30 protein-coding genes and 1 tRNA gene are annotated in these 26,056 nt (G+C 64.5%); 14 read left to right on the top strand and 17 right to left on the bottom strand.

Annotated features, from left to right (window positions below; all coding sequences use genetic code 11):
• Nucleotides 1-80: 80 nt before the first annotated feature.
• From A7X65_RS02835 to A7X65_RS02855, 6 genes are all read right to left on the bottom strand, one after another.
• A complete protein-coding gene (locus tag A7X65_RS02835; protein WP_156527600.1) occupies nt 81-1,367 on the bottom strand; it encodes a hypothetical protein in 1,287 nt (428 codons plus the stop codon).
• 73 nt (nt 1,368-1,440) lie between these two features.
• Nucleotides 1,441-1,863, bottom strand: coding sequence for a hypothetical protein (locus A7X65_RS02840; protein WP_063682819.1), 423 nt, complete (start codon nt 1,861-1,863; stop codon nt 1,441-1,443).
• Nucleotides 1,860-2,105: a hypothetical protein gene (locus tag A7X65_RS41420; RefSeq protein WP_156527601.1), complete on the bottom strand. Its 246-nt coding sequence runs from the start codon at nt 2,103-2,105 to the stop codon at nt 1,860-1,862. Before A7X65_RS41420 ends, A7X65_RS02840 begins: the two co-directional genes overlap by 4 nt.
• Before the next feature lie 17 nt (nt 2,106-2,122).
• On the bottom strand, nt 2,123-3,481 hold the full coding sequence (locus A7X65_RS02845; protein WP_063682820.1) for an AAA family ATPase: 1,359 nt from the start codon (nt 3,479-3,481) through the stop codon (nt 2,123-2,125).
• Nucleotides 3,478-3,663, bottom strand: coding sequence for a hypothetical protein (locus A7X65_RS02850; RefSeq protein ID WP_063682821.1), 186 nt, complete (start codon nt 3,661-3,663; stop codon nt 3,478-3,480). Before A7X65_RS02850 ends, A7X65_RS02845 begins: the two co-directional genes overlap by 4 nt.
• Complete coding sequence (locus A7X65_RS02855) at nt 3,664-3,870, bottom strand: DNA-binding protein (protein WP_156527602.1); 207 nt, start codon at nt 3,868-3,870, stop codon at nt 3,664-3,666.
• A 131-nt stretch (nt 3,871-4,001) separates the two neighbouring features.
• Between A7X65_RS02855 and A7X65_RS02860 the strand changes: the two genes are divergently transcribed.
• From A7X65_RS02860 to A7X65_RS41425, 3 genes are all read left to right on the top strand, one after another.
• The gene (locus A7X65_RS02860; RefSeq protein WP_156527603.1) at nt 4,002-4,568 is read left to right on the top strand and encodes a hypothetical protein; all 567 of its coding nucleotides are present in this window, start codon (nt 4,002-4,004) and stop codon (nt 4,566-4,568) included.
• Nucleotides 4,552-5,760 (top strand): tyrosine-type recombinase/integrase, encoded by a 1,209-nt coding sequence (locus A7X65_RS02865; RefSeq protein ID WP_063682824.1) that lies wholly within the window; start codon nt 4,552-4,554, stop codon nt 5,758-5,760. Before A7X65_RS02860 ends, A7X65_RS02865 begins: the two co-directional genes overlap by 17 nt.
• Nucleotides 5,745-5,865: transfer RNA gene (locus A7X65_RS41425), tRNA-OTHER, on the top strand. The genes A7X65_RS02865 and A7X65_RS41425 overlap by 16 nt, the downstream gene beginning before the upstream one ends.
• Nucleotides 5,866-5,948: 83 nt before the next feature.
• Here the strand turns inward: A7X65_RS41425 and A7X65_RS02870 are convergent.
• Nucleotides 5,949-6,902, bottom strand: coding sequence for an AraC family transcriptional regulator (locus tag A7X65_RS02870; protein WP_063682825.1), 954 nt, complete (start codon nt 6,900-6,902; stop codon nt 5,949-5,951).
• Nucleotides 6,903-7,020: 118 nt separating this feature from the next.
• Between A7X65_RS02870 and A7X65_RS42450 the strand changes: the two genes are divergently transcribed.
• Entirely contained in the window at nt 7,021-7,263 is a 243-nt protein-coding gene (locus tag A7X65_RS42450; RefSeq protein ID WP_167358196.1) for a hypothetical protein, read from the top strand.
• Between the two features lie 94 nt (nt 7,264-7,357).
• Here the strand turns inward: A7X65_RS42450 and A7X65_RS02880 are convergent, their stop codons facing one another.
• Entirely contained in the window at nt 7,358-7,636 is a 279-nt protein-coding gene (locus tag A7X65_RS02880) for a hypothetical protein (protein WP_063682827.1), read from the bottom strand.
• A gap of 306 nt (nt 7,637-7,942) precedes the next feature.
• On the opposite strand from A7X65_RS02880, the gene A7X65_RS02885 reads away from it, so the two are divergent.
• The gene (locus A7X65_RS02885) at nt 7,943-8,404 is read left to right on the top strand and encodes a host attachment protein (protein WP_063682828.1); all 462 of its coding nucleotides are present in this window, start codon (nt 7,943-7,945) and stop codon (nt 8,402-8,404) included.
• A gap of 30 nt (nt 8,405-8,434) precedes the next feature.
• On the opposite strand, the gene A7X65_RS02890 is transcribed toward A7X65_RS02885, so the two are convergent.
• On the bottom strand, nt 8,435-8,698 hold the full coding sequence (locus A7X65_RS02890) for a hypothetical protein (protein ID WP_063682829.1): 264 nt from the start codon (nt 8,696-8,698) through the stop codon (nt 8,435-8,437).
• A gap of 288 nt (nt 8,699-8,986) precedes the next feature.
• On the opposite strand from A7X65_RS02890, the gene A7X65_RS02895 reads away from it, so the two are divergent.
• The 3 genes from A7X65_RS02895 to A7X65_RS02905 all read left to right on the top strand — a co-directional run bounded on the left by A7X65_RS02895 (nt 8,987) and on the right by A7X65_RS02905 (nt 11,230).
• On the top strand, nt 8,987-9,433 hold the full coding sequence (locus A7X65_RS02895) for a hypothetical protein (protein WP_063682830.1): 447 nt from the start codon (nt 8,987-8,989) through the stop codon (nt 9,431-9,433).
• A gap of 97 nt (nt 9,434-9,530) precedes the next feature.
• Nucleotides 9,531-10,403, top strand: a complete 873-nt coding sequence (locus tag A7X65_RS02900) for a DMT family transporter (RefSeq protein WP_063682831.1) — start codon at nt 9,531-9,533, stop codon at nt 10,401-10,403.
• Nucleotides 10,404-10,486: 83 nt separating this feature from the next.
• A complete protein-coding gene (locus tag A7X65_RS02905) occupies nt 10,487-11,230 on the top strand; it encodes a hypothetical protein (RefSeq protein WP_063682832.1) in 744 nt (247 codons plus the stop codon).
• A gap of 60 nt (nt 11,231-11,290) precedes the next feature.
• Here A7X65_RS02905 and A7X65_RS02910 read toward each other — a convergent pair whose 3' ends face one another.
• Complete coding sequence (locus A7X65_RS02910) at nt 11,291-11,593, bottom strand: hypothetical protein (protein ID WP_063682833.1); 303 nt, start codon at nt 11,591-11,593, stop codon at nt 11,291-11,293.
• A 67-nt stretch (nt 11,594-11,660) separates the two neighbouring features.
• The gene (locus tag A7X65_RS02915) at nt 11,661-13,052 is read right to left on the bottom strand and encodes a cryptochrome/photolyase family protein (protein WP_245323405.1); all 1,392 of its coding nucleotides are present in this window, start codon (nt 13,050-13,052) and stop codon (nt 11,661-11,663) included.
• Nucleotides 13,053-13,221: 169 nt separating this feature from the next.
• Here A7X65_RS02915 and A7X65_RS02920 point away from each other — a divergent pair, with 169 nt between their 5' ends.
• Nucleotides 13,222-14,952: a methyl-accepting chemotaxis protein gene (locus A7X65_RS02920; protein ID WP_063682835.1), complete on the top strand. Its 1,731-nt coding sequence runs from the start codon at nt 13,222-13,224 to the stop codon at nt 14,950-14,952.
• 146 nt (nt 14,953-15,098) lie between these two features.
• Here A7X65_RS02920 and A7X65_RS02925 read toward each other — a convergent pair whose 3' ends face one another.
• A complete protein-coding gene (locus A7X65_RS02925; protein WP_063682836.1) occupies nt 15,099-15,758 on the bottom strand; it encodes a peroxiredoxin in 660 nt (219 codons plus the stop codon).
• A gap of 393 nt (nt 15,759-16,151) precedes the next feature.
• On the opposite strand from A7X65_RS02925, the gene A7X65_RS02930 reads away from it, so the two are divergent.
• The gene (locus tag A7X65_RS02930) at nt 16,152-16,721 is read left to right on the top strand and encodes a hypothetical protein (protein ID WP_063682837.1); all 570 of its coding nucleotides are present in this window, start codon (nt 16,152-16,154) and stop codon (nt 16,719-16,721) included.
• Between the two features lie 49 nt (nt 16,722-16,770).
• Here A7X65_RS02930 and A7X65_RS02935 read toward each other — a convergent pair whose 3' ends face one another.
• From A7X65_RS02935 to A7X65_RS02955, 5 genes are all read right to left on the bottom strand, one after another.
• The gene (locus tag A7X65_RS02935) at nt 16,771-18,639 is read right to left on the bottom strand and encodes an alkaline phosphatase family protein (protein ID WP_063682838.1); all 1,869 of its coding nucleotides are present in this window, start codon (nt 18,637-18,639) and stop codon (nt 16,771-16,773) included.
• Nucleotides 18,640-19,528: 889 nt separating this feature from the next.
• Nucleotides 19,529-19,846, bottom strand: a complete 318-nt coding sequence (locus A7X65_RS02940) for a response regulator transcription factor (protein WP_063682839.1) — start codon at nt 19,844-19,846, stop codon at nt 19,529-19,531.
• A 51-nt stretch (nt 19,847-19,897) separates the two neighbouring features.
• The gene (locus A7X65_RS02945) at nt 19,898-21,121 is read right to left on the bottom strand and encodes an ABC transporter permease (RefSeq protein WP_063682840.1); all 1,224 of its coding nucleotides are present in this window, start codon (nt 21,119-21,121) and stop codon (nt 19,898-19,900) included.
• Nucleotides 21,118-21,843, bottom strand: coding sequence for an ABC transporter ATP-binding protein (locus A7X65_RS02950; protein ID WP_063682841.1), 726 nt, complete (start codon nt 21,841-21,843; stop codon nt 21,118-21,120). The genes A7X65_RS02945 and A7X65_RS02950 overlap by 4 nt, the downstream gene beginning before the upstream one ends.
• The gene (locus A7X65_RS02955; protein ID WP_063684770.1) at nt 21,840-23,270 is read right to left on the bottom strand and encodes an efflux RND transporter periplasmic adaptor subunit; all 1,431 of its coding nucleotides are present in this window, start codon (nt 23,268-23,270) and stop codon (nt 21,840-21,842) included. The genes A7X65_RS02950 and A7X65_RS02955 overlap by 4 nt, the downstream gene beginning before the upstream one ends.
• Before the next feature lie 597 nt (nt 23,271-23,867).
• On the opposite strand from A7X65_RS02955, the gene A7X65_RS02960 reads away from it, so the two are divergent.
• From A7X65_RS02960 to A7X65_RS02975, 4 genes are all read left to right on the top strand, one after another.
• Nucleotides 23,868-24,515: a response regulator transcription factor gene (locus A7X65_RS02960; protein ID WP_063682842.1), complete on the top strand. Its 648-nt coding sequence runs from the start codon at nt 23,868-23,870 to the stop codon at nt 24,513-24,515.
• A gap of 177 nt (nt 24,516-24,692) precedes the next feature.
• Nucleotides 24,693-25,094, top strand: a complete 402-nt coding sequence (locus A7X65_RS02965; protein WP_063682843.1) for a hypothetical protein — start codon at nt 24,693-24,695, stop codon at nt 25,092-25,094.
• Nucleotides 25,095-25,211: 117 nt separating this feature from the next.
• Entirely contained in the window at nt 25,212-25,604 is a 393-nt protein-coding gene (locus tag A7X65_RS02970) for a curlin (RefSeq protein WP_063682844.1), read from the top strand.
• A gap of 26 nt (nt 25,605-25,630) precedes the next feature.
• Nucleotides 25,631-26,053, top strand: coding sequence for a curlin (locus A7X65_RS02975; RefSeq protein WP_063684771.1), 423 nt, complete (start codon nt 25,631-25,633; stop codon nt 26,051-26,053).
• The last annotated feature ends 3 nt before the right edge of the window (nt 26,054-26,056 follow it).

Raw genomic sequence — 26,056 nt, forward strand, 5'->3', positions numbered from 1 at the left:
CGGCCCGAAGCTGAACGCCGCGCCTCCCGCCAACAGAAGCTCCGTCGAAAGCCGCTGCTGACGTTTTCCAAACATCGAATTCATGCCTCAGCGAGCGGCGGCATCGAGCTAGCGAGGCCCAACACGCAACGCACATCCGCGTCGCCGCGTCGGAAGACCGACATCTCGGCTTGTTCGGCCTGTCGGATGATCGCTTCCTCATCTCGCTCCGCGACCAGTATTTTCGCGAGTAATTCGGCTTCGCCGCGAGCGCGGTCGCCGTCGTTGATGGCGTTGGCGTCGTCAGCGAAACGATCGATTTCCGCATCGATCGCTGCAACGATCTGCTCGCGGAAGGCGAAGCAGAGGATTCCGAGCGCGTCGTTAAAGCCGCCGAAGGCGCCTGCACCGGCTCTTGGAATGGGCAAGCTCTTTCCATCGTGGTGGACGCCGCCGACCACCTCGGCTGAGAAACTTGCAGTCGGCCACAAAATCGGATCGCCGTGATCGATCGCCTGCGCCACCATGGGCGGTTTGGCGGTCACCTCCACGAGTTGTCGCGCGGTGCGCTTCACGTCCGCAGACGGACGCGGACGATCGCGAAGCTCTTTGAGATCGGCGCGCAGCTCGGCGACTTTCTGTCGAGCATCCGCAATCACCTGCTTGAGGTCGGTGCCCTTCCTGCCGGCGGCCTTTCCGTCGTGGAAAACGAAGTCCGCACCGGCAGCCACCAGACCGCGCGTGTAAATCTTGCACCGATCTAGAAGCTGGTCGAGAGCGGCGAAACGAGGCTGACTCGCTTCGAGCTTTTCGCCGATCTTTGCGAGTGCCTTTTCGGTGCGCGCCAGGTCTGCACGAAGCTGCACCAAGGCCGGATGGCTCTCGTCCATCAATACGGTGATGCCATAGCGCGATGCAGTGGCCTCGTCGGTGTTGATCCTGATCTTGCTGATGATCTCGCCGCGCTGCTTCGTGAGATCGACCTGATCGTCGACCAGGGCGCGGCGCGCGGCCCGGACCTCGTCCAAGGCTTCCTCAAGTCCATCAAGGATTGTCTGCACCGGAGCCGGAATACGGCCACGGAGCAATCCGAAAGAGGAATTGATGGGCGCCAAGGGGGCCGGCGATGCCGCCTCGACTCCACGGTTGAGGGCGCCCTGCAGTTCGGTAGTACGGGCCGCCGCGGCGGCATCGTGCGCCTCAAACGCGCGCGCCACACGATCAATGGTCTCTGGCGAAGTCGCCGCTGATGCCATGTTGACGAACCGCACCGTATTCGCGATGCGCGCGAACGAGGCTCGCTGCTCTGGCGTCTGGGCGGAGGCCCTTGCGGATTCCGCCATACTAAGGAGGTCGCTAAGAAGGTTATCGCTCCGGTGATCGTTCATGAAATCTCCTTGCACAGTTCTCTCGACTGCGAGTCGTCATCACCTTGCCCGAACTCGTTGGCCATGAGCCCCCTCAGCTCATGGCCAAAAGTGCACGGATGCGCCGGGCCGATAGCGGCCGATCGACAGCCCGCAGAATTGCCCAGCAATGTCCCCGGAGCGTGTCGCGATAGGGGATGCCGTCGGCGGTGCAGTCGCGTTTCCAGTCCGGGCCTGCCCGATACCGCGCGAGGCGCGCAGCGATGCTTTCCGCGGCCGCGCTCGCGGACTGCCCGGCATAGAACGTGGCGGCGATGGTGCGCAGCAGCCGCTGTTGCTCGACCTGCGCCACCCTGGTCGCCGCGCTTCTCTGGCCCGGCTTGGTTGGGGTGAGGACCAGCACGGCCCGCCGCAGCGCTTCCGCGGCTGCGGCACGGTCAGCGGCCGCCAGGTCGGCGCCGGCCTCAATCGCTGCGGCGATCGCCTCAATGTCGAGCGGCCGGCCGTGCAACGTCATTGGCGGCTCCGGCGGCGCTGCTCATCGATTTGCTGGCGGGCGAGCCGGGACGCCGCCACGCGCGGCAAGCCTTCGTCATATTCGAGGATGCCGGCCCTTTCGTCGAATAGAACTTGCCAGTCCAGATCGTCCCAATCCGCGGTGCCGCCCTCAGGACGTCCAACCGATTTCCTCTCAGATTGAGAGGAAATCCCCGGTCCTTCGGAGGCGCTAAGGCGCTCAACTTCCTCTAAGGTGCCCATGATAAAACGTGAGCCCCTTAATCGTTTTGTGAGCACCTTAGGGGGCTAGCGCTCGGCAAGCTCCACTCCCACCGGCCGGCGCTGGCCAGGCCTCCGACACGTTCCGAGTTCACTCCAATCTTGGTCTTGGCGCGCCGGACGGTGGCCCAGGAGATCCCGGCGCCCGACGCTTCCGCCTTGATATCTTCCGGCGACATTGGTCCGCCGGCGAGCAGGTCCCGGAGGAAGTCCTCGGCCTCCGATGACTTGGAGCCGCCTCCGGCGCCGTCGACAGCGGCCAGGGCCGTGTCGGCGGAGATGGTCACGGGCGCCGATTCGTACATGACGCGCGACGTGTTGATGGGATTGCCATCATGCTCGATCTGACACCCCTCGATGCGGTACGCCAAACCAGTTCCGATCGGGGCGATGTTGCTCTTCGACGGGATCAAAAGTCGCCGGGTCTCGTCGGCTTCATCTGGAACCACAACAAAGGCGGCTCGAGCTGCATTGACGAAGGCCACGCTGCCGAGAATACGAGCGTTTGCAGAGCCGCCCGCCTTGGAGAAGTGATTGTTCGCAATCACGACGGCCTTGGTACGAGCCGCAAAGTCGTTCAGCGGATCCAGGACGGCGCGGACCTCAGCGTTACGATGGCTATCGACGTGGCCCAGGTAGCTGCTGATGGGATCAAATATCCCCAGCGTAAAGTTGGGGAGGGACGCGGCCAAGGTTTCCAGGCGCAGCAGGTCGGCCTGAATGCTAAAACCACGGCGCGCGTTCTCATCCCGCACAGACCGCACAACGAAAACGCGGGTCATGTCGGCGCCGGCGGCGATCAGTCTTGGGGCGATGGTATCGGCGACGTCGTCCTCCGAGGAGAGCACGATGACATCGCCGGGCTTCGCTCCTGGTGAACCGTCAGGCCAATCATCACCGCGAGTTGTCCTAGCGGCGAAGTCAAATAGGACCGTCGATTTGCCGAGGCCGCCGTTGCCGGCGAAAGCGTGAACCTTTCCGCGCGCCAGGCGGCCGGGCCAAAGATAGTCGATCGCCACCGGAGCCACATCGGACATTCGAACGACATCAAGGCCGTGACGCGGCGGCAAGGGTGCTTGCTCGGCTTCCCCGGCGAGATCTGCCAACCAAACATCGACATCTCGAATGTCGACGCCAGCCGCAGAGGAAAGGTCGGCAATGGTGCACTTGATGAAGTCCCTGAAGTCCGGAAGCTTCTCTGCCAAGTCGCGCAGCTCAAGAGCAGCGTTCGCCACAACCTTCTGCGCGTTCTGTGCAGACGTCTGGTTAACGGTGCGTTCCCAGCTCTGGATCGCCTCCGCAAGGAAGCTGGGAATTTCAGGGGAGGGATGGCCGTCAGTGATGATGTGGCTATTCAACGCATCGCCTCCGTCGTGAAGGCGATTTCAGCGACGACGGTCGCGGTGGCAACTGGTAGCGAGAAGCGCGAGACCAATCGATAGACTTGCAACGTGCGGGAGGTGGCTGTATTTTGCTGATGATCGCCGCCAAGCAGATCATCGACAGATACAGCCCCGCCCTTGTTGGCGGGGTTTTCCATTTAGGCTGCCTTTCCTGCCGTGGTGATCTTGGCGTAGTGCTGACGGAGCACCTGCTTCGACGCGACCCATTCCCGCCCGTCCTTGCCGCCCGGCAGTTGGCCAGTGGTCAGCTTGTAGTTGGTCGCCCTGACATCCTCGTTGATGAACTCCGCAATGCTCTTCACGCCGCGGAGGAGGTCGGCGGCCAACTCGGTCTCTGTCATCATCGTCTGACGCTCCATGATTGGTGCAAATATACACTAACAATAACCGGGCGCGGCAATTAGTGCAAGTGCGCACTTGCACTAATCAACAGGCTGTGCTCTGGTGTGGCTCGTGCCCGTTTGGAGTGAGGGGAATGAATTCGGAATTGCGATGGTCGATCAGCTACGCAGATGCTGAAGGCATGCTGGCGCGCCTCCATCGCGCCGCCAACGTTCAGCAGGCAACCTTTCGGGCTCGGCTGAAGCACCTGAAGCGCCTCGGAATCCCGCTGGATAGCAGCCCAGGGAGGGGTGCCAAGATCCTCTACTTCGAAGACCAGATTTGGCAGTGGGCGATAGCGTTGGAATTGGCCGAGTTCGGCATCGATCCCGGCGCGGTTGCCGCCTTCATTTCAGAAAATTGGTCGTCTGAGCTGCTGCCCCGGTTTCAGCAGGTCATGAAGGAATACTCGACCAAGCTGGACGATGATCAGCTTCTGGTCGTCCATCCTAACTTGATGCAGGCAACTTGGTCCGACGACGCAGCTGCGCTCGGCTTCGAATGGATCAGATCGAGCGACCAGCGAAAGCTGTTCCGGGCCCTTGGAAATCGCCGCACACTTGTCGTGAACGTGGCGGAGCTTTTTCGCCAGCTAGGCTTAGCAAAGGTCGCGGTGCAGTCGTCTCGAAAGCCGGGAGGCAGCGTTGGCAACAGTTCGTAAGCGGAAACTCCCTTCGGGTTTGATCCGGTGGCAGGCTTCCTATGTTGACGGCGGCGGCAAACGCCGCGCGAAACTGTTTGAGCGAAAATCGGATGCCGAGGCTTGGCTTGTCGACACCCGGCACGATTTAGCGCGCGGCCTCCACACGGCGGCGACCGTATCGCCGACTGTGTCGGAGGCGGCGGCCCTGTGGTTGAAGCGTTGCACCGAGAAGGGACTCGAACGCTCCACCACGCGCAGCTACGAAGAACATGTCGACCTGCACATCAAGCCATTCATCGGCACCAAAAAGCTCGTCGAGATGACCGCGCCGGCGATCAATGCCTACGCCGACCTGCTGCGCGAGAAGGGGCGGTCGCCGGAAATGGTCCGCCGGGTGATCCGATCGTTAGGAGGAATATTCCGTGAGGCCCAACGGCGCGGGTTGTGTTCGGTAGATCCGACCGCCGGAATCGACCTGCACCTTCCCGACCGCGACGATCCCCGGCCTGTGATCCCGACGAAGCTCGAGCTGCAGGCCATCATCGGCAAGGCCTCCGGTCGCTGGCGGCCCCTGGTGCTGATCGCGGTGTTCTGCGGGCTCCGAGGAAGCGAGATACGAGGACTGCGCTGGGTCGACGTCGACTTTGAGGCCCGCGAGATCCAAGTCAGGCAGAGGGCCGATGCCTTCCACAAGATCGGCCGGCTAAAGTCCAAGTCTGGCTATCGGTCGATCCCCATGCCGCCGATCGTCGTCAATGCGCTCCGGGAGTGGAAGTTGACCTGCCCCCGCCTTGACACCGGTAAAAAGGATACTGCCGGCGCCCCCATCGCGGTTCTCGATCTCGTTTTCCCGACCGGGAAGGGGAAGTGCGAGTCCCACAGCAATATTGTCCAGAGAGGCTTTGATCCAATTCAGCTGGCAGCAGGGGTGACCGAGACAAGGCCGGTGCTGGACGCGGCCGGGAAGCCCGTGATGGACGCCGCTGGGGCCGCGAAGATGGCCGCTCAGCCAAAGTACGGTCTACACGCTCTGCGTCACGCCGCGGCCTCGCTATGGATCGAGCAGGGCCTCAACCCGAAGCGTATCCAGAAGCTGATGGGGCACGCGACCATCGCCATGACGTTCGACACCTACGGGCACCTGTTCAAGGACACCGACGCCGATCAGCGCGCAGCTGAAGACATCCAGGCGAGGCTGCTCGGAAGCTAGCGGCAACGCCAGCGCAACACGGTAGCGCTAACCCGTTGATTTTTCTGCATGTAAATCGGATTTCGATTCCGAGGGTCGGAGGTTCGAATCCTTCCGAGCGCGCCAGCCCTTCCTGGTCCCACCACCGTCGCATTCCCGGGCGATGCCGAGGCCGGATGACCTCGCCGCCGCTTGCGGCGTCGGCCGGTCTAAAGACCGGTGCGCCGTCCCCGTGCCAGCGTATCCGAGGGGGCCTCGTGGAAGGTCGCGCGGTAGGCCGCCGCAAACTCGCCCATATGATGGAAGCCCTGGGCGCGCGCGCAGGTGGCGACGCTGGCGCCGCCGCCCTTGAGGAGCCGGGCGCGGGTCGCCCACAGCCGCTTCAGCCGGATGTACTGGTGCAGGCTCATGCCCCGCACCTTGTTGACGGCGCCGCTGAGCGTCCGGATCGAGACGCCGAACTCGCCGGCGAGATCGGCCGTATAGATCGGCGCGGTCGGATAGGCCGCGACGTAATCGTCGATCCGCTGCACCAGCTTGGTCGATCGCCCGCTTTGGACCGAGGTGCTCCGGTCCGGACCAGTCCCGATCCGGAACAGATCGTCGAGGGCGAGCAGGAGGCCTTCCTGCAGATGCGAGGCAGCCTCGGTGGTCTCGAACAGGAACGGCTGGACGGAGGCGGTTCGCAGGATGTCGAGCACGAGCTGGCGCGTGTGGAGCAGGGCGGCCCGGTTCGCGGCATAGGCCCGCAGATCGTCGGCGTGATCGAACCAGCCCCGGTCTTTCAGGCCCGGCGAGAGGATGATCATCGCGTGATGGTTGGTCTGGGGCTCGACGAAATGGCACTCGTCGTTGCCGCGGAGCGCAACGAAAGAACGGGCATCGAGATCCATGCCTTTGGAATTGACCTGAAGGTCGTCGGTCATCGACAGGATCACCATCCCGCCCGGCATCCGATAGGCCGCGTCGAGGATGCGCGCGAAGGAGCGCATCACGATGATGCGGCAGGCCGGCAGCGAGACGACGGCGCGGGCAGGCGCGAAGCCGGTCACGTCGAGCGGGATGCTTCTCGCATCCTCCATCGACTCGATCGGCCTGAAGGCATCGACATCGGCAAAGCCGATCAGTTGAAGTGCGGAGGACGGGACAAGGGCATCGAACATGCGTCTGGCCGTTGCTGCAATGTGACAATTAAATGAACGTCAGTACATTGCCATCAATGGCTAAACATCCTGCTTCAGTAAACCGGATTTCAGGCCGTAGTATTGCGGACATCATGCCATGTCGCCCGCCAGATCATTGTCACCGTCAACGGTCGCGGCTCATCGCTTGGCCGGAGACGAGGTCGATGAAATGGAGGCGCGTGCAGGCGGGGCAGGCGAAGGACTGGAAGCTCCGCCCTTCGGGTCGCTGCTGCTTTTCCAGATGCGTCTGTACGTTCATGCCCGTCTGAGGGCATCGAAAAACGATCAAATCGGCCATGGACGCAGCATGACGCCGCGGCGGATTTCCACTTTGATCTAGATCAGTTTTGGAACGGCTCCAGCCTAGCCGCGTCGGCTGATGGTGAATTCGGGATCTCGCAAAAGCGAAGGGGCCCGAGGGCCCCTTCGAAACGTCACCAACGGCGGTAGCCGCCGTAATAGCCATAGGGGCGGCCGTAGTAGCGCGGCGGCCCATAATAGCGGGGCCCGTAATACGGGCGCGGGCCGTAATATCCATAATAGTTGGGGCGCCACCAGCACTGTCCCCAGGCGTTGCAGACCATACGGACCTGCTCGACGCCCGAGACCTGCGGGACCGCAGGGGCAGGTGCGATGGGCATGGCGGACGCCGCCGGCGATGCCATGACGGCACCGAACAAAGATGCGGCGACGAGGCCAATCTTAAGCTTCATGATGTCTTCCTCCGCTTACGCAATACAGAATATCGAAGTTGTTCTGATCAAATTGTGGCGGAACCGAAATGTAATGCTGATGAACAAATCTTCAGCCACTCCGCCGCGGGCCTGATCCAGCGCAGCAAGACTAGCTCAGCTTCGCTTCCCTGGCCATGACGCGCCCGCGTTACCATCCTTGATCTTGCGCAAGTCGTGCTGGCCGCTTCGTCCCTAATCTTGTCGCCGTGGGCAGTACTTCGCGGAATGCGAAGCGCGGCCGGCGGTTCGCATCGGTCCCGGCCCACTGTTGTTTGGAGCTGTGCAATGGACAAGATGAGAATCGACAAGGGCGACTGGCTGGTGGTGTGCGACGGGCGCAAGGCGCTCATCCTGGAAAATCTCGGCGACGAGATGTTTCCGAACCTTCACACCAGGGAGGTGCACGAGCAGCCCAATCCCTCGACGAGCGCACAAGGAAGCGATGCGCCCGGTCGGCTGCACGGCGCATCCGGCGGTGCGCGCAGCTCGGTCGAGCAGACAGACTGGCACGACGAGGCCGAGCGCGCCTTCCTGCGGAGCCTCGCCGGCCGGCTCGACGAGGCGGTCAGCTCGGGCGAGACCTCGGCCCTGACCATGGTGGCTTCGCCGCGCGCGCTCGGCATGATCCGCGCCGACTATTCGGACGGCGTGCGCAAGGCGCTCCGGGGCGAGGTCGGCAAGGACCTCGTCAAGCTGCCGGTCTATGAGATCGAGAAGCAGTTGCTGCGGTCGGGCGCCGCGAAATAAGGACGCCCGCCGTGGACGCGCCGGTGTCCCTCAGTAGCAGGGGTGCCGGCGGCGGTCCTGGCCGACATAGGCAGCCGAGCTCCGGTAGCAATGGTTGGTCGACGGACCGTCATAATAGGCAAAGGTGCCGGCGGTGATCCCGGGGCCGTAATTGTGCAGATAGCTGATCGGGTAGGGCAGCGGGCTGGTGTAATGGCGGTGGTACCGGTGATGGTGCCGTGCCTCGGCAAGGCTGGGGGCGAGGATTGCGGCCGACAGGGCAGCAACTGCGGCTACAAGCTTCAACTTGCTCATCTCGATTCTCCGGAACCTGCGCAAATAGCTTAGCTGTTATAGCCATTTCGGGCCGCCGGGACACCCGTCCGACGGGCGAAATCCGGGGCCAATCCCGCAGATTTCCGGGTGGGTGTGACAGAATTGCCGGAATGGCCGTCCCGGACTGCCCATTTTTGGCCTTTTCGGGATGCTTAACGAATTCCCCACACAAGTATGACCAAGAAGAATTCGGCTAGATTCCTGCCGGTCGCCTGGGGTGCTCTTCGAGGCCGGCCCGTTCCTGCAAGGTTTTCACCGTCCTTCGCCATGCGCATCACGCTTCTGAGCCTGCTGTTGCTCTGCTTCGCCGCTACGACGCCGGCGCGGGCCGATTTGCACATCACCCGCGACCATGGCGGCTACGTCGAAGAGTACAAGGTCAAGTACAAGCGGGTCCGCGACAAGGGCGAGCGCGTCATCATCGACGGCATCTGCAACTCGGCCTGCACGCTGGTGCTCGGCATCGTGCCGATGAACAAGATCTGCGTGACGCCGAAGGCCAGCCTCGGCTTCCACCAGGCCTATTACGACAAGGCCTTCACCTTCGGCATCAAGGTCACCAGCGCGGAAGGGACGTCCGATCTGATGTCCTACTATCCCGACACGGTGAAAGACTGGATCCGTCGCAATGGCGGGCTCACCACCGACATGAAGAAGATCAAGAACGGTGTCGAGCTCTGGAAGATCATCGACCCCTGTCCGGAAGAATGGTGAGCGGCTGAGCTGAGCCGCCCCGTCCGTCGCAGCGCAGCATCGCCGGGCGAGAAATTCGCATTGCCGCACGGGTCCCCTTGGGGCAATGAGGGCGGCAATGAACCAAAATCAAGAAGCCCTGACCGCCCGCGCCGCGCCGATCCTGTTCGTGCTGCTCTGGAGCACCGGATTCATCGGCACCAAATACGTCATCAACAACGCCGATCCCTTGACCTATCTCGCCATCCGCATGGCGATCGTGGTCGGCCTGATGGCGATCATCGCGGGCATTGCGCGGCCGAAATGGCCTGACCGCGCCGGCATCGCCCACAGCGCGGTCGCCGGCATTCTCGTCCACGGCTTCTATCTCGGCGGCACCGCGATCGCGATCGCCCATTCGATCCCGGCCGGGCTCTCCGCGCTGATCCCGGGCCTGCAGCCGATCCTGACCTCGACCATCGCCAACCGCTGGCTCGGCGAGAAGGTGACGCCGGTGCAATGGGCGGGCCTCGTGCTGGGCCTCGGCGGCGTCGTGCTGATCCTGCACAACCGCCCGATGACCGGCGAAGCCGGGCTCGGCTGGCTCGCCTCGGTGGTCTCCCTGATCAGCATCACGCTCGGCACGCTCTATCAGCGCCGCTACTGCAATCACATCGACTGGCGCGCCGGCAATCTGGTGCAGTACGTGGCCGTGACGATCTTCTTTGCGGTCGGCACCTTCCTGTTCGAGGACCGGGTGGTGCACTGGACGCGGGAGTTCGTATTCGCGCTGGCCTGGCTTGCGGTGGCGCTCTCGATCGGATCGATCGGGCTCTTGTACTGGCTGATCCGCCACGCCGCGGCGACGTCGGTGGCGAGCCTGTTCTACCTCGTGCCCGCGGTGACCGCGCTGATGGCCTATCTGCTGTTCGGCGAGAAGCTCGATGCGCTGGCGATCGCCGGCATGGCGATGTGCGCGGCGGCGGTCTTCGTGGTCAACCGGCGCATCTAGGCGGCGGAATACATCCCTGACGTGCGGGACGGGCTCGTGTTAGGCTGGGCTGATTTCAGCTTCCCTTTCACACGGTGATTTCCATGAAGAAGGCGCGGCGCGCACTGCTTGGCCGGTCCCTGAGGCCGGTCCGGATTGCCTGCATCAATTACGCGGACGAGACGATCAGCGGCCGCATGATGAGCAAGCTCACCGCTGCGCTGCAGAAATGCTACGACAGGCACTTCCTCCCGGTGTGGGGCTATCCGGTCGACCTCTATGTCACCGAGAAGCCGAGGCCTTCGGATTGGCAGCTCGTCTATTTCGATGATGCCTCGCACAAGAACATGCTGGGACGGCACGAGCTGACCCATCGCGGCCAACCGATCTCGAAGATCTTCGTCAAGGCGCTGGGCGACGAGCCCGTCAGCGTGGCGGCCTCGCACGAGCTGTTCGAGATGGTGCTCGATCCCATGGCCAATCTCTGGGCCGACAAGAATCCGAACACGCAATATGCCTACGAGGTCTGCGACGCCGTTGAGGAGGATTCCTTCCGCGTCGACGGCTTCGAGATGTCGAACTTCGTCTACCCGTCCTGGTTCGAGCCGTTCAAGCATCCGCGCGGCACCAAGTTCGACCACAAGGGCACGCTGAAGGAGCCGTTCTCCATGACGGAGGGCGGCTATGTCATCAAGAAAGTCAACGGCAGGAAGGTGATCAGGGCGTTCGGCTCGCCGGCCAAGCGGCGGCGCTTCAATGCCGAGGACCGGCGCGGTCATCGCAGCGAGTTCCGCGATCCGCAGGGCGAGCATCATCCGGGACGGCGCGCCGCCAAAAGGCGGGGGTAGGGGTATTGCGGGATCCGTCTCCGGGCGCGCCTGCGCCCGGAGACGTGCTGTCGCTTGCGATCAGCGCTTGGACTTCTTGGCCTTCTTTTTCTTCTTTGCGGCCTTCTTCGCGGATTTCTTCACCGCCTTCTTGGCAGACTTCTTCGCGGACTTCTTGGCCGCCTTCTTCGACGACTTCTTTGCAGCCTTCTTCGAAGACTTCTTCGCAGATTTCTTGGCCTTCTTCGGCGCTACTTTCTTCGCGACCTTCTTGGCGGCTTTCCTGACCTTCTTGACCGCGGTGACTGCGGCGTCCTTGGTCGCTTCCACGGCGGTGGTGATCGTCTCCATCGCCTGTTCGGTGATCGGCTTCTCGTCGTCCATAACCTGTCCCCCAGTGTTGTATGGAGCGATGACGATAGCGCGTTTCAAAATTGTGTCAAAGCAAGGCTCAACCTTTGCGGATCTTCGCGTAGGCGGCGAGTGCGCGCTCGCGTCCCTTCGCATGATCGACGATCGGTTGCGGATAGGTCTTGCCGAGCGTGATGCCGGCGCTCGCAAGCTCGATCGGTGTTGCCTCCCACGGCTGGTGGATCAGCTTGGCCGGCAAGTCCTTCAGCTCCGGCACCCAGCGCGCGACATAGGTTCCGTCAGGATCGAACTTCTCGCCTTGCAGGATCGGATTGAACACGCGGAAATAGGGCGCAGCGTCCGCACCGCAGCCGGCGACCCACTGCCAGTTGGCGGGGTTGCTGCCGGCGTCCGCATCGACCAGCGTGTCCCAGAACCAGCTCTCGCCGTCGCGCCAGTCGATCAGCAGGTGCTTGACCAGGAAGGACGCCACCACCATCCGCACCCGGTTGTGCATCACGCCGGTGTGCCAGAGCTCGCGCAGGCCGGCATCGACGATGGGATAGCCGGTGCGGCCGCGCTGCCAGGCGGCAAGGGCCTTCTTGTCGCCCTTCCAGGGGAAGCCGTCGAAATTCGCCTGCAGGTTTTCGGTGGCAAGGCCCGGATGATCGTGGAGCAGGTGGCGGCAGAACTCGCGCCAGCCGAGCTCGCTCAGGAATTTCTCGACGCCTTGGCCGAGCGCCGGATCCTCGGCCGCAGCGAACCGTGCGGCGTGCCAGACCTGACGCGGGCTGAGCTCGCCGAACCGCAAATGCGGCGACAGGCCTGAGGTGCCCTCCCGGTCCGGGCGGTCGCGGTCGCCGACATAATTGCGGGCGGTGTGCTTGAGGAAGTCGCGCAGGCGCGCGCGGGCCGCGGTCTCGCCCGGCGTCCAGCTTTCGCGCAGTCCGCCGGCCCAGTCGGGCTTGCTCGGCTCCAGCTGCCAGCTCTCCAGCCTGTCGCTCGCGCTCTTCGGACCCGGGCGCAGCTCCTTCGGTGCCGGCAGCGGTTTTGGCGGGTCGCCGAGCGACAGCACGCGTCGCCAGAACGGCGTGAACACGCGCAGGCCGCGGCCTTCCTTGTTGCGGATCGCCGAGGGCGGGACGAGCAGGTCGCCGGGGAAGATCTGCGAGTCCACGCCGAGCTTTGCGAGCGCAGCTTCGAGCTGTCGCTCAACCGCCTGATGCGGCGCCTGCGCGATCCCGTTCCAGTACACGGCGCGGGCGCCGCTCTCGCGCGCCAGCTCGGCGATCACCCTGGCCGCTGGCCCCTTGCGCAGGATCAGCGACCCGCCGCGCGCGGCGATATCCGCTGCTAGCGCCCGTAGCGACTGCGCCAGCCACCAGCGTGCTGCGCCGCCGGCGGACCGCCCGGCCGCGTCGTCGAGCACATAGAGGCAAACCACGGGCGCGCCGGCCTTGGCGGCGGCGTGGAGGGCGGGATGATCGGACAGGCGGAGGTCATCGCGGAACCAGACGATGACGGGCGGCGCACTTGGCGTGGTCAGGAGGGGCCTCGTTTACGATTTGGAAACCATGGCGCCGGCGGCGCTGTGAACCGTCGTTAATGCGGCCGTAAGCCGATTGCATGAATATGCAGGGATTCCGAGGGTTTTTCCAATCATGTCCAAACGTGCAACGGCGAAGTTCCTGCCGCAATTCAAGCTGGGTACCAAGGCCGTCCTGTCCGCGGTGCTGCTGATCGCCGTGAACACGGCGCTGGTGGTGGGTGCCGGCTATTGGTCGCTGACCTCCGCCTTCAACGATCGCGCGCTACGCGACATCGATGTCAATCTGCGCACCCTGGCGCTGGCCTTTGCCGAGATCGTTCCCGAGGCCAAGATCACGATGCGGGACGGCGCGGTCGTGCGCGCCGAGATCCCGAAGATGCCCGAGTTCAAGGACCATGCGATCGTCGATCGCGCGGTGTCCTATGTCGGCGGCAATGCGACCCTGTTCGTGCTCGACGACGCGAGCGGGCAGTTCGTGCGCCGCTCGACCAATGTGAAAAAGGAAAATGGCGACCGCGCCGTCGGCACCCAGCTCGCGGCCGATCATCCGGCGCAGGCCGGCTTGCGCCGTGGCGAGGCCTATAGGGGCCCGGCCGTCCTGTTCGGCAAATCGTTCATGACCGCCTATTTCCCGGTGATGGACGCGGCCGGTAAGGTCGGCGGAATCCTCTATGTCGGCATCCCCATGGCCCAGTTCGAGAGCATGCTGGCCCAGGCGATCTCGAGCATGGCCGCCGCCGCCGGACTGGCCGCGCTGCTGGTCCTCGTCCTCACCTTGCTGATCGTCCGCCGTGTCACCAAGCCGCTCAGCTCGGTCACGCACTCGCTGACGGCGCTCGCCAACGGCCAGAGCGACGTCGAGATCGATTGCGAGGACCGCGCCGACGAGATCGGCGAGATCGCCCGCACGGTCGCGGTGTTCAGGAGCAATTCGCTGGAGCGGGCGCGCCTGCGCAGCGAGCAGACGGCGGCCACCGCCGCCGCGGCCGAACAGCGCAAGGCGGAGCTGCGCAACTTCGTCGAACAGTTCCGCGGCAGCGTCGGCGGCATCCTCGACAAGGTGCTGAACTCCTCCGGCGAGTTCGAACGGGCGGCGCGGCAGCTCACCGACACCGCGCGCTCCACCGCCGATCTGTCGGCGCGATCGGCCGGGGCGTCAGAGGATGCCTCCGAGCATGTCCGCTCGGCGGCCGCAGCTTCCGACGAACTGTCCCAGTCGATCTCCGAGATCACCCGCCGGGTGCAGGAATCGAACCAGATCTCCGCCGAGGCCGTGCGGCAGGCCGAGGCCACCGACCAGCGCATCGCGCAGCTGTCCGAGGCGGGCTCGCGCATCGGCGACGTCGTCAAGCTGATCACCTCGATCGCCGAGCAGACCAACCTGCTGGCTCTGAACGCCACCATCGAGGCCGCGCGCGCCGGCGATGCCGGGCGCGGTTTTGCCGTGGTGGCTCAGGAGGTCAAGACGCTCGCCGGCCAGACGGCCAAGGCAACGGAAGAGATATCGAACCAGATCGCGAGCATGCAGCTTGCGACCGAGGAGTCGGTTGCCGCGGTCAAGGGAATCGGCCAGACCATCGAGCGCATCAGCAGCATCGCGGGCTCGATCTCGGCTGCAGTCGAGCAGCAGCGCAGCGCCACCCACAACATCGCGGCCAGCGTTCGCGCCGCGGCCTCAGGCACGGCCGATGTCGCGGTCAATGTCCGTCACGCCGCCCAGGGCGCGAGCGAGACGGGCGAGACGTCGAGCCGGATGTTCGCCTCCGCCCAGGCGCTGTCGGGCGAGAGCCTGCATCTGAAAGCCGAGGTCGACGGCTTCCTGGACCGCGTGCACGCGGCTTAATGTAAGCTGACGCCGTTATTCCGCGGCGGTGCGTAGGCACCGAACCCCGGTGCGCAATTGCGCACCGGCGAATCTCGAGATCCCGGGTTCGCGCTTCGCGTCCCCCGGGATGACTTCTTTCGGCCGCTAGGTGCGACCGCCAAAAGTCACTTCGGCTGCGGCACGATGCGGATGTACGGCTTCGGCTCTTTCCAGCCCTGCGGATAGATCGTCTTGGCCTCGTCGTTGGAGACCGAGCCGGCGATGATCACGTCCTCGCCCTGGGTCCAGTCGGCCGGGGTGGCGACGCGATGCTTGGCGGTGAGCTGGAGCGAGTCGATGACGCGCAGGATCTCCTGGAAGTTCCGGCCCGTGGTCATCGGGTAGACCAGCACCAGCTTGATCTTCTTGTCCGGCCCGATGATGAAGACGTTGCGGACGGTCTGGTTGTCGGCGGGGGTGCGGGTGAGGGGATCGCCCGAGGTCGAGGCCGGCAGCATCTCGTACAGCTTCGAGACGTTGAAATCGGTGTCGCCGATCATCGGATAGTTCGGTGCGGCGCCCTGCGTCTCCCTGATGTCCTCGGACCATTTGGCGTGGCGATCGACCGGGTCGACCGAGAGGCCCATCAGCTTGACGCCGCGCTTGTCGAATTCCGGCTTCAGCTTGGCGAGCGCGCCGAGCTCGGTCGTGCAGACCGGCGTGAAGTCCTTGGGGTGCGAGAACAGGAGGGCCCAGCTGTTGCCGATCCAATCGTGGAACTTGATCTTCCCTTCGGTGGTCTCGGCTTCGAAGTCGGGGGCGGTGGTGCCGATCGGGAGTGTCATGGTTCTACCTCATCACATTGAATTTGCTTGTGAATCTATTGCTGGCCGTCGCCTTGAGTATAGGCACTTGGCGAGGCCAAGTGAACGCTGACTGAACCGCTTCAAGTAAAATGTGAATTTCTTCTCTGAACGACCGAACTCCTAGCACTTTTCTGTTACAGGGGCGCGTGCGGCGAAACATCTCCACCGGAGCTTCACGGTCTCGATTGCCCCGATAAAGCCTTTTATGACCCGCATCACGCTCGCCCGACGCTCTCCGGAACCGAAATGGTCCTCGTAGCGACTAATCGGCAACCATTGAGAAAAGTCGCGATCCCCGTACCGAATCATTAACCACCCCTTTACGGCCCGCATGGAAATGCTGGTCGCTCAGAAGAAATCTGGAAGTGAACTATGTCTGCCGCTGCCAAGTCCGTCGAGTCGCCGTCCCTCGAACCGTCCTGCCGCGATACCGCGGCTGATGCCCTCTCCATCGTGCGCGACGGCGTGATCACGGGCGAAGGCCCGACCACCAAGGGCCGGGTCCATTTTTCCCGCTCGCTCGATGCCGATGACACCGCCTGGTGCGCGCGCATCCTGACCGCGACCGCCGTCAACGACCAGCCCATCAGCCGCACCGAGGCCGAGATCCTGTTCGAGATCAACGAAGCCGCAACCGAGCGCACCGACGCCGGCCGCTTCGACGACCTGCTCGCCAAGGCCGTTGCCCATTATGCCGCAAGCGCCTCCGGCCTGAAGGTGCCGCCGCGCAGCGTCGCGCTGTCGGCCGACACCGACATCGAGAGCTGGGCGCCGTCCTATGCCTCCAAGGTCAACAGCGAGATGCTGGAGTGGATCGCCGGCCAGATGCGCGGCAAGCGCCAGAACAACCGCCGCCTGATGGCGATGGTGGCGACGTTCCTCGGCGCCACCGCGCTGCCCCTGGCGGGCCAATTGCCGAACGTGTTCGACATCGGCATGTAACGTCACGAGATTGTCGCGCCCCTTGCGGGGCGCGAGCGAAGCGGCGGGGTTATTTCCCCGCCGTTTTTTGTTTGCCGGTCCCCATCCCAAGATGGTCCACCTCGAGCCCCAGCGTGCGGCCGGGGAAACCGGCGGCATCGAAATAGCGCTGGCTGCCGACGCGCTGGAAATTCAGCACGGTGATCAGGCCGCCCTCGGAAGGCTTGGACTTCTGCGTGCCGGCATAGGCCTTCGGCACGATGCCGTTGGGCAGCGCCTCCGACATCACCCGGCCGACCAGGCCGCCATTCTGCGAGGCACGCAGGCCCAACAGCTGCGCCGCGGTCATGCCGACGTCGGCATTGCTGACCGGCAGCTCGTCGACGTAGCCCGCTTTGAAGTCCGGACCGATGGCGGCCATGAAGTTCATGGTGTCGCCGCGGCTGAAGCTGCCATGCATGCCCTGGCCCTGGCGCAGCACGGTGTCGGCGACCTGCACCGAGCAGTTGGTCGGCGCCTCGCCGCAATCGCTGGCATAGGAGCGGAAGTTGACGACGATCGACGGCGTCGGGGTCGCCGCCTTGCCGCGCAGGTTGACGCTCGACAGCGGCAGCGTGCCGGGGAAGCGGCCGAGCGAGTCCTCGACGAACAGGCCGGAGACGTAGTCCTGCTCGAGCAGCGCCTTGATGGTCCTGGCCGCCAGCTTCTTGTCCTTGTTGGGCAGGTAGACCAGGTCGGAGCCGCCATTGGTGGCGACGACGAGGTCCGGCTTTTCCGGATCCTTGCCGAGCACGCCGTTGCCGGCCTTCGGATGCTTGTTGCCTTCGATCTTCGCATTCTTGTCGTTGGGATCGAACAGCGGCAGGTCGAGCGCCTTGGCGAGGTCGAGCGCCAGGAAGCCCATCGGCAGGAAGTCCTTCGGCGTGTCGTCATAGCTGACCTTGGCCGAGGGGCTGGTCTTGCTTTCCTTGGAGATGGTCGAGAAGCCGTGGTCGGCCTGCACCATGATGTTGGTCGTTGCGGCAAGGCCGAGCTCGTCGAGCGCCTTGCGGAGCTGGGCGAGGTTGTCGTCGGCATTCTTGATGCCGGCCATCGAGGTCGGCCCGTTGATGCCGGGCATGATCTGGTTGAGGCTGTCGCCGGTGTTGTGCTGGCTGCCGTCCGGGTCGCGCGACCAGAACACCAGCACGAAGGGCTTGTTGCGCGCCTTGAACATCGGCAGGAGGACCTTGGTGGCGACGTCGGCGAAATAGGCCTGCTGCGCGACGTTGGCGACGGTGGTGCCGGGCGTCTTGGCGTCGCCCGCCTTGGAATTGTCGCCGCGCGGCGGGGTGGCGAGGGGCAGGCCGGCCTTGGTCAGCGCCGCCTTCACCTCGTCCGACAGCGCCACGCCGTTCTTGCCGCCGGTGGCGTCGTCGAACACGACCGAATGCAGGCCGGGCTTCTCGGGCTTGTCGGTGTGGTCGAACTGATAAGTCGGGCCGTGCTTGCCCAGCGCCGCGGTGCTGTATCCCTTGTCGCGGGCCATCTTCAGAATGGTCTCTTCGTTGAGATAGTCGCCCTTGAAATGCTCGTCGATGTCGCCGAGCACGGCGTCGTTCTCGATGAAGGGGACCACCGTGTCGCCAGCGGGCACGGAGGTGTAGTTGGTCCAGATCGTGTTGGAGAACACGCCGGTGTCGCCGAGATAATGGCCGGTCGACATCGCCGAGCCGTTGGCCATGGTGAAGGTCGGGAAGAGCGAATGCGAGTTCTTGAAGTTGACGCCCTTGTCGCGGACCTCGGCCATCGCCGGGGCCGTTTGAGGGGTGACTTTCAGCGCGCGCAGACCGTCCGGAATGAACAGGATCAGGTTGCGGGGGGTATTGTTCTGGGCGGACGCAAGTCCGGTGGACAGCACTGTCAGTCCGGCGGACAGCAACAGCAGTGAGCGACGCATGGAAGTCTCCTGGCGGTGAGGCGGCATGGCCGCCGACCGCGGCCCCCGGCATTCGTTTAGTTTTGCTGCATGACAGTTTTGTTACAAGGCTTATTGCGGTGGCAAGAGGGCTGGGGAGGGCATCACGCTCGTGTCCCGGACGCGACGCAACACGCAACCGGTGCGACGCAACTGCGATCCGGATCTCGTAGGATGGGTAGAGCGCAGCGAAACCCATCGACCGTTCCCCGCTCGCGTAGGCATGATGGGTTTCGCAAGTGCTCTACCCATCCTACGCCCCTGCAGACACGCCTTTGCTCTCTCGCGGCTGGTTTCGCCCGAGCTTTGCTTGTGTCACCCCCAATGAAAGAGGGCGCAGGGAAGACCGGGTGCCGGCCGGGCACCCACGGTCCACTGTGCGGAAGGTGGCAGCAAGAATTTGCACAGCGGCATACAGGTGAAGCCCAACACACGGCCTTCCCTGCGCAGTGGTGTTACGGCTTATGTCGTGCTCTCCCCGGGGAGCGATGCACTATTGCCCCCGTCGTCCCGCGAGATGGCTGATGCACGTGCCCGGTCGGGCCGCCACACCACCGCTGGGACTTGACGCACAGACCCCGGGCGTCAGGACCACACGATTTTGCCGTACGCTGATGACACCGGTCGTACGCGCGTGGTCTTGCTCACGGTCTCCCGCCCTGCAAGGCCGTTCGCGCCAACGCCATCCGCGTCCACCGCCGCCCGGCCCGCGTTCGTGACGATCGCGATACGCCCCTCTTTCCCGGGCCAGGGTGAGAAATGACTAACAAAAATCAGAATTCGAATAAAGCGAATTATTTCGATGCAGGTCGATTGACCCGGGCCTGGGTGTTTTGCCCGACGTCCCGCACAAGGTGTTGTGGCCGCTCCGTCACTCCGGCGCGGTCGGTGCCCGCGTCGTCTGCGCCAGCGGCGGAGCCGGCTTGACCGTTGCGGGGCCGGCCCCTGACTTGGCGAGGTCGCGCCGCAGCGAAAGCGGGACCGTCTTGAGCGCATAGATGATCGCGATCTGGGTCCGGTTCTGCAGGCGGTATTTGCGCATGATGTTGCCGATATGCGCCCGCACCGTGTTCTCGGAGATCTTGAGCTCGTAGGCGATGTTCTTGTTCTGCAGCCCTCGCGCGATCAGCATCATCAGCTCACGCTCGCGCGGTGTCGGTGTGATCGAATCCTTCGAATCCGCACTCATGGCTGGCACCTCCCTGGTCTTCGCGTTGATAAGGCCGCCCCCGGCATCGTCTTACTCCGTCTTCAGCGCCTCGATCGGGCTGAGCCTGGATGCCTTGTGGGCGGGATAGAACCCGAAGATGAGACCGGTCACGATCGAGAAGGCGAGGGCAAGGCCGATCGCCTCGCTGTCGATCGAAGTGACCCATCCGGCCATGCGCGCGACCGTCATCGAGAGAGTGATGCCGCCGGCAACGCCGATGGCACCGCCGAGCAGGCAGAGCACGAGGGCCTCGCAGAGAAACTGCAGGCGGATATCCCGCATCCGCCCGCCGAGCGCGCGGCGGATTCCGATCTCCCGCGTACGCTCGGTGACCGATACGATCATCACGTTCATGATGCTGATGCCGCCGACGAGCAGCGAGACCGAGGCGATGGCGACGAGCAGGAGCGCCACGGTGCGGATCGCGCCTTGCTGCGCCTCCATGGCGGCGGCCGGATCCTGGACCTTGAAGTCGTCCTCCTGGCCGGCAGGGATGCGATGGCGCTGCCGCAACAGGCCCTCGATCTCCGCTCGCGCGCCGGCCATCTGACCGTCCGCGGCCACCTTGGCGATGATGTAGGCCACTGAATCCCGGTTGATGTTGCTGGCGCTGCCGAGGAAGCGCAGCTTGGCGGTCGAGAGCGGCACGAAGGCGACGTCGTCCTGCGCCGGGCCCTTGCGATCGAGCACGCCGACGACTTCGAGCGGCACCTTCATGATCCTGATCTGCGCGCCGATCGGATCGTCGCCCGGCGCGAACAGTTCGCGCGCGACCGTGCTGCCGAGGATGACGACCTTGCCGGCGCCGGACTCTTCCGCCCCGGAAAAATAACGCCCCGAGGCGAGCTGCCAGTCGCGCACCATGAAATGGCCGGTGGTCGTGCCGTTGATCGTCGTGTTCCAGTTCTTGCCCTCGTGGATGACCTGCGCCGTCCCGGCCAGCGAGCCGGCGGCGGCCTGGATCTCCGGGATCTGCTCGAGGATGGCCTGCACGTCGCCCTCGGTCATCGTCAGCTTGCTGCCGTCCTTGAGGCGCACGCCGCCCTGATAGACCGCGCCCGGGGTGATCATCAGCACGTTGGCGCCGATCGAACGGATCTGCTCCTGCAGGCGAAGCTGCGCGCCAGAGCCGATCGCGAACACCGTCACGATGGAGGCGACACCGATCACGATGCCGAGCATGGTGAGGAAGCTGCGCAGCGGATTGAGGCGCAGGGCGTGCAGGGCGATCTGAAACCCCTGGAGCATCGTCATGATACCGCGCTCCGTCTCGGCACCAGCTCGGCGACCCGCTCGTCGCTGACCAGTTCGCCGTCATGCAGGCGAATGGTGCGCCGGCACTGCGTCGCGATGCTGGGATCGTGCGTAATCATCACGATGGTCTGGCCGGTGCGGTTGAGGGCCGCGAACAGGGCGAGGATTTCGGCGCCGGTGCGGCTGTCGAGCGCGCCGGTCGGCTCGTCCGCGAGCACGATCAGCGGGGAGGCGATCAGCGCCCGCGCGATCGCGACGCGCTGCTGCTCGCCGCCCGAGAGCTGGCGCGGAAAGTGATGGGCCCGGTGCAGCATGCCGACGGACTGAAGGCACGCTTCGGCCCGCGCCAGGCGCGCCTTGCGGCCGACGCCGCAATAGACCAGCGGCAGCGCGACGTTCTCGATCGCGTTGTGGCGTGCCAGCAGATTGTAGGACTGGAACACGAAGCCGATGCTGCGGGCGCGCAGCGACGAGCGGCGGTCTTCCGAGAGCCCGGCGACATCGGCGCCCTCGAGGTGGACCGCGCCCTCGCTCGGCAGGTCGAGCAGCCCGATCATGTTCATCAGCGTCGACTTGCCCGAGCCCGAGGGCCCCATCACGGCGACGATCTCGCCCTGCGCGATGTCGAAGCTGACGTTGCGGACCGCCGTCACTGCTATTCCGTCGGTGCGATAGGTCCTGGATACGGAGCGGAGACTGATGAGGGGCGACTGGTCGGTCATGATCCGAACCTGATTCCGAGGAACTCCATGCCCGCCGGCCGGATGGCCTGGCCGACGGCGACCTGGCTGCCTTCGACCAGGTCTCCGCTCTTGAGCGCGACCTGTTCGGTGCCGGCCGCACCGACCGTCACCGCGATGCGCTGGAGCGAGCCGCTGGCGGTCCGCACCCACACGCCGCTACGTGCGCCGGCCGGCTCCGGCCGCGCGCCGGACGGCTGGAACCGGAGTGCGGCGAGCGGCACCTTCAGCACGTCGTCCTGCCGCTCGATCACGATCTTCACCAGCGCGGTCATGCCGGGCAGCAGCGCGCCGTCGATGTTCGAGGTCGACAGCACGACGGTATAGGTGACGACGTGCTGCTGGTTCTGCGGCGCCTTGCGCACCTGCCGCACCACCGCCTCGAAGCGGCGGTCGGGATAGGCGTCCACCGTGAAATGGGCGCGCTGGCCGGGAGCGATGCGCCCGATATCGGCTTCATCGACCTGCGCGTGGATCTCCATGTCTTCGAGCCGATGCGCGACCACGAAGGTGGTGCGCGATTCCAGACCGACGGCGAGCGTCTGGCCCTCGTTGACGAACCTGCCGACCACGACGCCGTCGATCGGAGAGCGGATCACGGTGCGGTCGAGATCGGCCTGGGCCGCGGCGAGAACGGCCGCCTTCTCCGGTACCGCCATGCGGGCCTGCTGCAGCTCGGCCTCGATGCGGCGGACGTCGGCCTGCGCGCCGTCGACGGAGTAGGCGTTGAGGGACATCAGGACCTCCGCCTCGCGCTCCTGGGCGAGGCGCGCGGTGAACTCGGTCTGGGCATCGTCGACCGTCGTCGTCGCGACCACGTTCTGCGACTGCAGCGCCAGCTTGCGCTGCAGGGTCTTCTGCGCCGAGGACTTGACCGCCTGGGCGCTCTCGAGCTTGGCGGCGAGCACGTCGCGGCTGCCCTTGGCGTTCTGCAGATCGATCCTGGCGCGGTCGAGCTTGGCGCGTGCGATGTCGACGATGGAATTGGCGACCGCGAGCGATGCCCTGGCCTCGTCGACCTTGGCCGCGAAGCTGCGCGGATCGATCAAAGCGAGCGGCTGGTCCTTCGCTACCGTGTCGTTGAAATCGACATAGACCCGGGCGAGCTGCCCGGAGAGCTGAGATCCCACTTCGATCGTCTTGACCGGCTGCAGGGCGCCGGTGACGGTAACGGTCTGCTCGATGCTGCCGCGCTGGATCGCGGCATAGCGGAACACGGGGGCATCCGACCCGAAGGTCGGTGCGTCGCTGCGGCCGGGCACGAGCAGCTGCTTGGTCTGGTCGTAGGCGTGAGCCGCCTTGTCTGCCGCGCTCCCGGCAGCGCCCGTGATGACGGCTGGTCCCGCGGCATAAATGGCGGCGAGACCGCATGCAGTTCCGAGCAAGGCAATCGCTGGCACAAATCGCATATCAAAACCCGCCTCGTTGAAATGTTCGTTGGCGGAGGGAAAAAGTGGCAACTCGCTATGGTTGTAAATCATCTAGAAGTAGTATCGATCGTCAGTATGTCGCGCTCGCGGGGCCGACGGTCGGGTGCGCATCATCATCCAGTAGTAAAAGTCGGTGGCTGCGACCTTTCGTGATTTGCCGGGAATGCATACTCGTCGTATCGATACGCTGCGCGCGGTATCGATACTCGATAAGCTGACTGAACGCCTCGTATGATCCGGCTGTTGCGGCCGGGGCCGGCGTTCAAGCCGGCATGTGGGTTGCAATGCCATGACGCAGTTGGCGATGCTGCGGCCAAGATACCGGACTGTCGCATTCGCGATAGCGCGCTTCGCCATGATGCCGCCTGTGGCGCGTCGAAATCCCCGCCATCACGAAGCCCAATGTGTGAACGCCTTCACTCGCCTCGGGCGAGCATTGGCCCTAAGACGTCGAACCGGCGGACGGACGCCGATCGTTCGATTCCCGCGAATTGATCCAAGCACCTTGTCTACGCTTGCAAGAAGAATGGACGGCGTTTTGCCGGTCCATCGAGCCCAAGCCGGGAGTTTGTTGAAATGAATTCAGGCCAGGCCACAGTCTATGTCGTCGACGACGAAATCCAGATTCGAAATGCGATTGGAAGCCTCTGCGAGGAGACCGGCCACCAGGTGAAGCTGTTCGCATCGACCGACGAGTTCCTCGCCGAGACTCTGTCCGAGGGGCCCTCGTGCCTCGTGCTCGACGTTCGCTTTCCCGGAACGTCGCCGACCGGTCTCGATCTGCAGCGCCGGCTCGTCGAGACCGGCGTGTTCATCCCGATCGTCTTCATCAGCGGCTACTCCGACGTCCGGGTTTCGGTCGAGGCGATGAAGCGCGGCGCGGTCGAGTTCCTGCCGAAGCCGTTCCGCGAGCAGGAGATCCTCGACGCGATCCGGCACGGCCTCGAGCGCGACCGCAGGCGGATCGAGCGCGAGGACACCGTCCGCGGCGCAAGGCAGCGCGTCGAGATGCTGACGAGCCGCGAACGCGAAATCATGATGCTGATGGCCGAGGGGCTCGTCGCCAAGCAGATCGCCGCAAGGCTCGGCGTCAGCGAGGTGACGGTGAAGGTGCATCGCGCCCGGATGATGCGAAAGCTGGAGCTGCGTTCGCCGATCGAAGTGGTGCGGCTGATCGACAGCATGGGACGCGAGAGGGAGGCGCCGCGCGCCGGTGCGGGCTAGCCGCACATCGCGCGGCTCGCGCGCGCCGAGCCGCGCAACGTCTAGTCGTTACCGACTAGCATGAACTGCAGTCTGTCGCGCGGCACATGATCGGTTCAGAGTATTCCCACGATGTCAGTCGCCTCCAGGACGGACATCCGAACCCAGTCAGACAACTTGGTCAGAAAGGAATACTCCATGCGCAAATTGTTTTTTGCTTCCGTTGCCGTGTTCGCCCTCTCGTCCGCCGCGCAGGCCGCCAACACCTCCACCACGGTGCAGGTCGGCGTCGTGAACGGCTCGAGCGTTTCGCAGCAGGGCCTCACCAATGACACTTCGTCGACCAGCCAGCTCGGCATCGTCAACAGCGCGACCACGATGCAGGGCACCAGCTCCGCTTCGCTGAACAACGGCAGCACGGTGAACCAGATCGGCGTGCAGAACACGGCGACCACCGGCCAGGTAGCGTTCGGCAACAACGGCAGCTCGATCACCCAGAACTCGTTCGGGCCGCCCGCGCTGCAGAACAACGCGGCCAGCGTCGGCCAGCTCAGCGTGTTCGGCATCAACGGCAGCTCCGTCTCGCAGACGGCGCACTGAGCCACGTCCCGTTCGGCCGGACGCACCCCTTGGTGCGTCCGGGCCTTTCTCGAAAGCAGCGCAATCGGGCCAAACGACCCATCGCAACGGCTCGCTTATTGTCGCGGAGGAAATGACATGCGGATCACCTATTTTTTTGCGGCGGTCGCCGCGTTCGGCGCTCTGACGGCCGTCGATGCACAGGCCGGCAACTCGGCGAGCGTGCTGCAGTTCGGCACCACCAACAATTCCTTCATCTCGCAGAGCGGCTCCACCAGCAACAGCGCCACGACGCTGCAGTTCGGCGCGACCAATAATGCGACCACGGTGCAGACGGGATCGCTGTTCACCGTCAATACTTCCGTGATCGGGCAGGGCGGCACCACGCCGACGGCGTCCAACACCGCGCTGGCCGCCCAGGTCGGCGGCTCCAATTCGAGCCTGATCGGCCAGATCGGCGCCAACAACATGGCCGGCGTCGGGCAGCTCGGAATCCTGAACGGCTCGACCATCCTGCAACAGACGCCGTGAGCAATCCCGAAGCGGTGAGGCATGTCATGAAACCTCTCTCGAAACATCTGTTGGCAGTCGCGAGCGGCGCAGTGCTCGCGCTGTCGGCGGCCGGCGCCGGACCCGCCGGCGCCCAGACCGCCGACATCAAGACCATCGTGTCGGTCGGCGGACCGCCGGTCGTGCTGAACCAGAACAGCCAGCTCAACATGGCGGGCGTGTTCATGATCGGCGGCAGCACCAGCGCGACGGTGACGCAGAACGGCACCAACAATGCCACCGGCGTGCTGCAGTTCGGCGGGACGAATTCGGCGTCGGTCGGGCAGACCGGGACGAACAATTTCGTCTTCGTTGGCCAGACTGGCCAGGCCGCGACCAGCCTCGTGTCCCAGCTCGGCGCGATGAACAGTAGCGCGGTGATGCAATTCGGCCTGGTCAATAGTTCGACCATCCACCAGACCGGACCGTAGGCC

Origin of the sequence: Bradyrhizobium stylosanthis (genome assembly GCF_001641335.1) — a bacterium.
In the GTDB taxonomy this organism is placed as follows: domain Bacteria; phylum Pseudomonadota; class Alphaproteobacteria; order Rhizobiales; family Xanthobacteraceae; genus Bradyrhizobium; species Bradyrhizobium stylosanthis.

Excerpts from the sequence above, each read along its gene's own strand:
- A7X65_RS02945 (WP_063682840.1), bottom strand. The coding sequence starts at position 21,121 with ATGACGATGCTCCAGGGGTTTCAGATCGCCCTGCACGCCCTGCGCCTC.
- A7X65_RS02975 (WP_063684771.1), top strand. The coding sequence starts at position 25,631 with ATGAAACCTCTCTCGAAACATCTGTTGGCAGTCGCGAGCGGCGCAGTG.
- A7X65_RS02835 (WP_156527600.1), bottom strand. The coding sequence starts at position 1,367 with ATGAACGATCACCGGAGCGATAACCTTCTTAGCGACCTCCTTAGTATG.
- A7X65_RS02855 (WP_156527602.1), bottom strand. The coding sequence starts at position 3,870 with ATGATGACAGAGACCGAGTTGGCCGCCGACCTCCTCCGCGGCGTGAAG.
- A7X65_RS02920 (WP_063682835.1), top strand. The coding sequence starts at position 13,222 with ATGTCCAAACGTGCAACGGCGAAGTTCCTGCCGCAATTCAAGCTGGGT.
- A7X65_RS02885 (WP_063682828.1), top strand. The coding sequence starts at position 7,943 with ATGGACAAGATGAGAATCGACAAGGGCGACTGGCTGGTGGTGTGCGAC.
- A7X65_RS02840 (WP_063682819.1), bottom strand. The coding sequence starts at position 1,863 with ATGACGTTGCACGGCCGGCCGCTCGACATTGAGGCGATCGCCGCAGCG.
- A7X65_RS02925 (WP_063682836.1), bottom strand. The coding sequence starts at position 15,758 with ATGACACTCCCGATCGGCACCACCGCCCCCGACTTCGAAGCCGAGACC.
- A7X65_RS02965 (WP_063682843.1), top strand. The coding sequence starts at position 24,693 with ATGCGCAAATTGTTTTTTGCTTCCGTTGCCGTGTTCGCCCTCTCGTCC.
- A7X65_RS02910 (WP_063682833.1), bottom strand. The coding sequence starts at position 11,593 with ATGGACGACGAGAAGCCGATCACCGAACAGGCGATGGAGACGATCACC.
- A7X65_RS02850 (WP_063682821.1), bottom strand. The coding sequence starts at position 3,663 with ATGGAAAACCCCGCCAACAAGGGCGGGGCTGTATCTGTCGATGATCTG.
- A7X65_RS02955 (WP_063684770.1), bottom strand. The coding sequence starts at position 23,270 with ATGCGATTTGTGCCAGCGATTGCCTTGCTCGGAACTGCATGCGGTCTC.
- A7X65_RS02960 (WP_063682842.1), top strand. The coding sequence starts at position 23,868 with ATGAATTCAGGCCAGGCCACAGTCTATGTCGTCGACGACGAAATCCAG.
- A7X65_RS42450 (WP_167358196.1), top strand. The coding sequence starts at position 7,021 with ATGTCGCCCGCCAGATCATTGTCACCGTCAACGGTCGCGGCTCATCGC.
- A7X65_RS02950 (WP_063682841.1), bottom strand. The coding sequence starts at position 21,843 with ATGACCGACCAGTCGCCCCTCATCAGTCTCCGCTCCGTATCCAGGACC.
- A7X65_RS02940 (WP_063682839.1), bottom strand. The coding sequence starts at position 19,846 with ATGAGTGCGGATTCGAAGGATTCGATCACACCGACACCGCGCGAGCGT.
- A7X65_RS02880 (WP_063682827.1), bottom strand. The coding sequence starts at position 7,636 with ATGAAGCTTAAGATTGGCCTCGTCGCCGCATCTTTGTTCGGTGCCGTC.
- A7X65_RS02905 (WP_063682832.1), top strand. The coding sequence starts at position 10,487 with ATGAAGAAGGCGCGGCGCGCACTGCTTGGCCGGTCCCTGAGGCCGGTC.
- A7X65_RS02900 (WP_063682831.1), top strand. The coding sequence starts at position 9,531 with ATGAACCAAAATCAAGAAGCCCTGACCGCCCGCGCCGCGCCGATCCTG.
- A7X65_RS02860 (WP_156527603.1), top strand. The coding sequence starts at position 4,002 with ATGAATTCGGAATTGCGATGGTCGATCAGCTACGCAGATGCTGAAGGC.
- A7X65_RS41420 (WP_156527601.1), bottom strand. The coding sequence starts at position 2,105 with ATGGGCACCTTAGAGGAAGTTGAGCGCCTTAGCGCCTCCGAAGGACCG.
- A7X65_RS02935 (WP_063682838.1), bottom strand. The coding sequence starts at position 18,639 with ATGCGTCGCTCACTGCTGTTGCTGTCCGCCGGACTGACAGTGCTGTCC.
- A7X65_RS02930 (WP_063682837.1), top strand. The coding sequence starts at position 16,152 with ATGTCTGCCGCTGCCAAGTCCGTCGAGTCGCCGTCCCTCGAACCGTCC.
- A7X65_RS02870 (WP_063682825.1), bottom strand. The coding sequence starts at position 6,902 with ATGTTCGATGCCCTTGTCCCGTCCTCCGCACTTCAACTGATCGGCTTT.
- A7X65_RS02895 (WP_063682830.1), top strand. The coding sequence starts at position 8,987 with ATGCGCATCACGCTTCTGAGCCTGCTGTTGCTCTGCTTCGCCGCTACG.
- A7X65_RS02890 (WP_063682829.1), bottom strand. The coding sequence starts at position 8,698 with ATGAGCAAGTTGAAGCTTGTAGCCGCAGTTGCTGCCCTGTCGGCCGCA.
- A7X65_RS02970 (WP_063682844.1), top strand. The coding sequence starts at position 25,212 with ATGCGGATCACCTATTTTTTTGCGGCGGTCGCCGCGTTCGGCGCTCTG.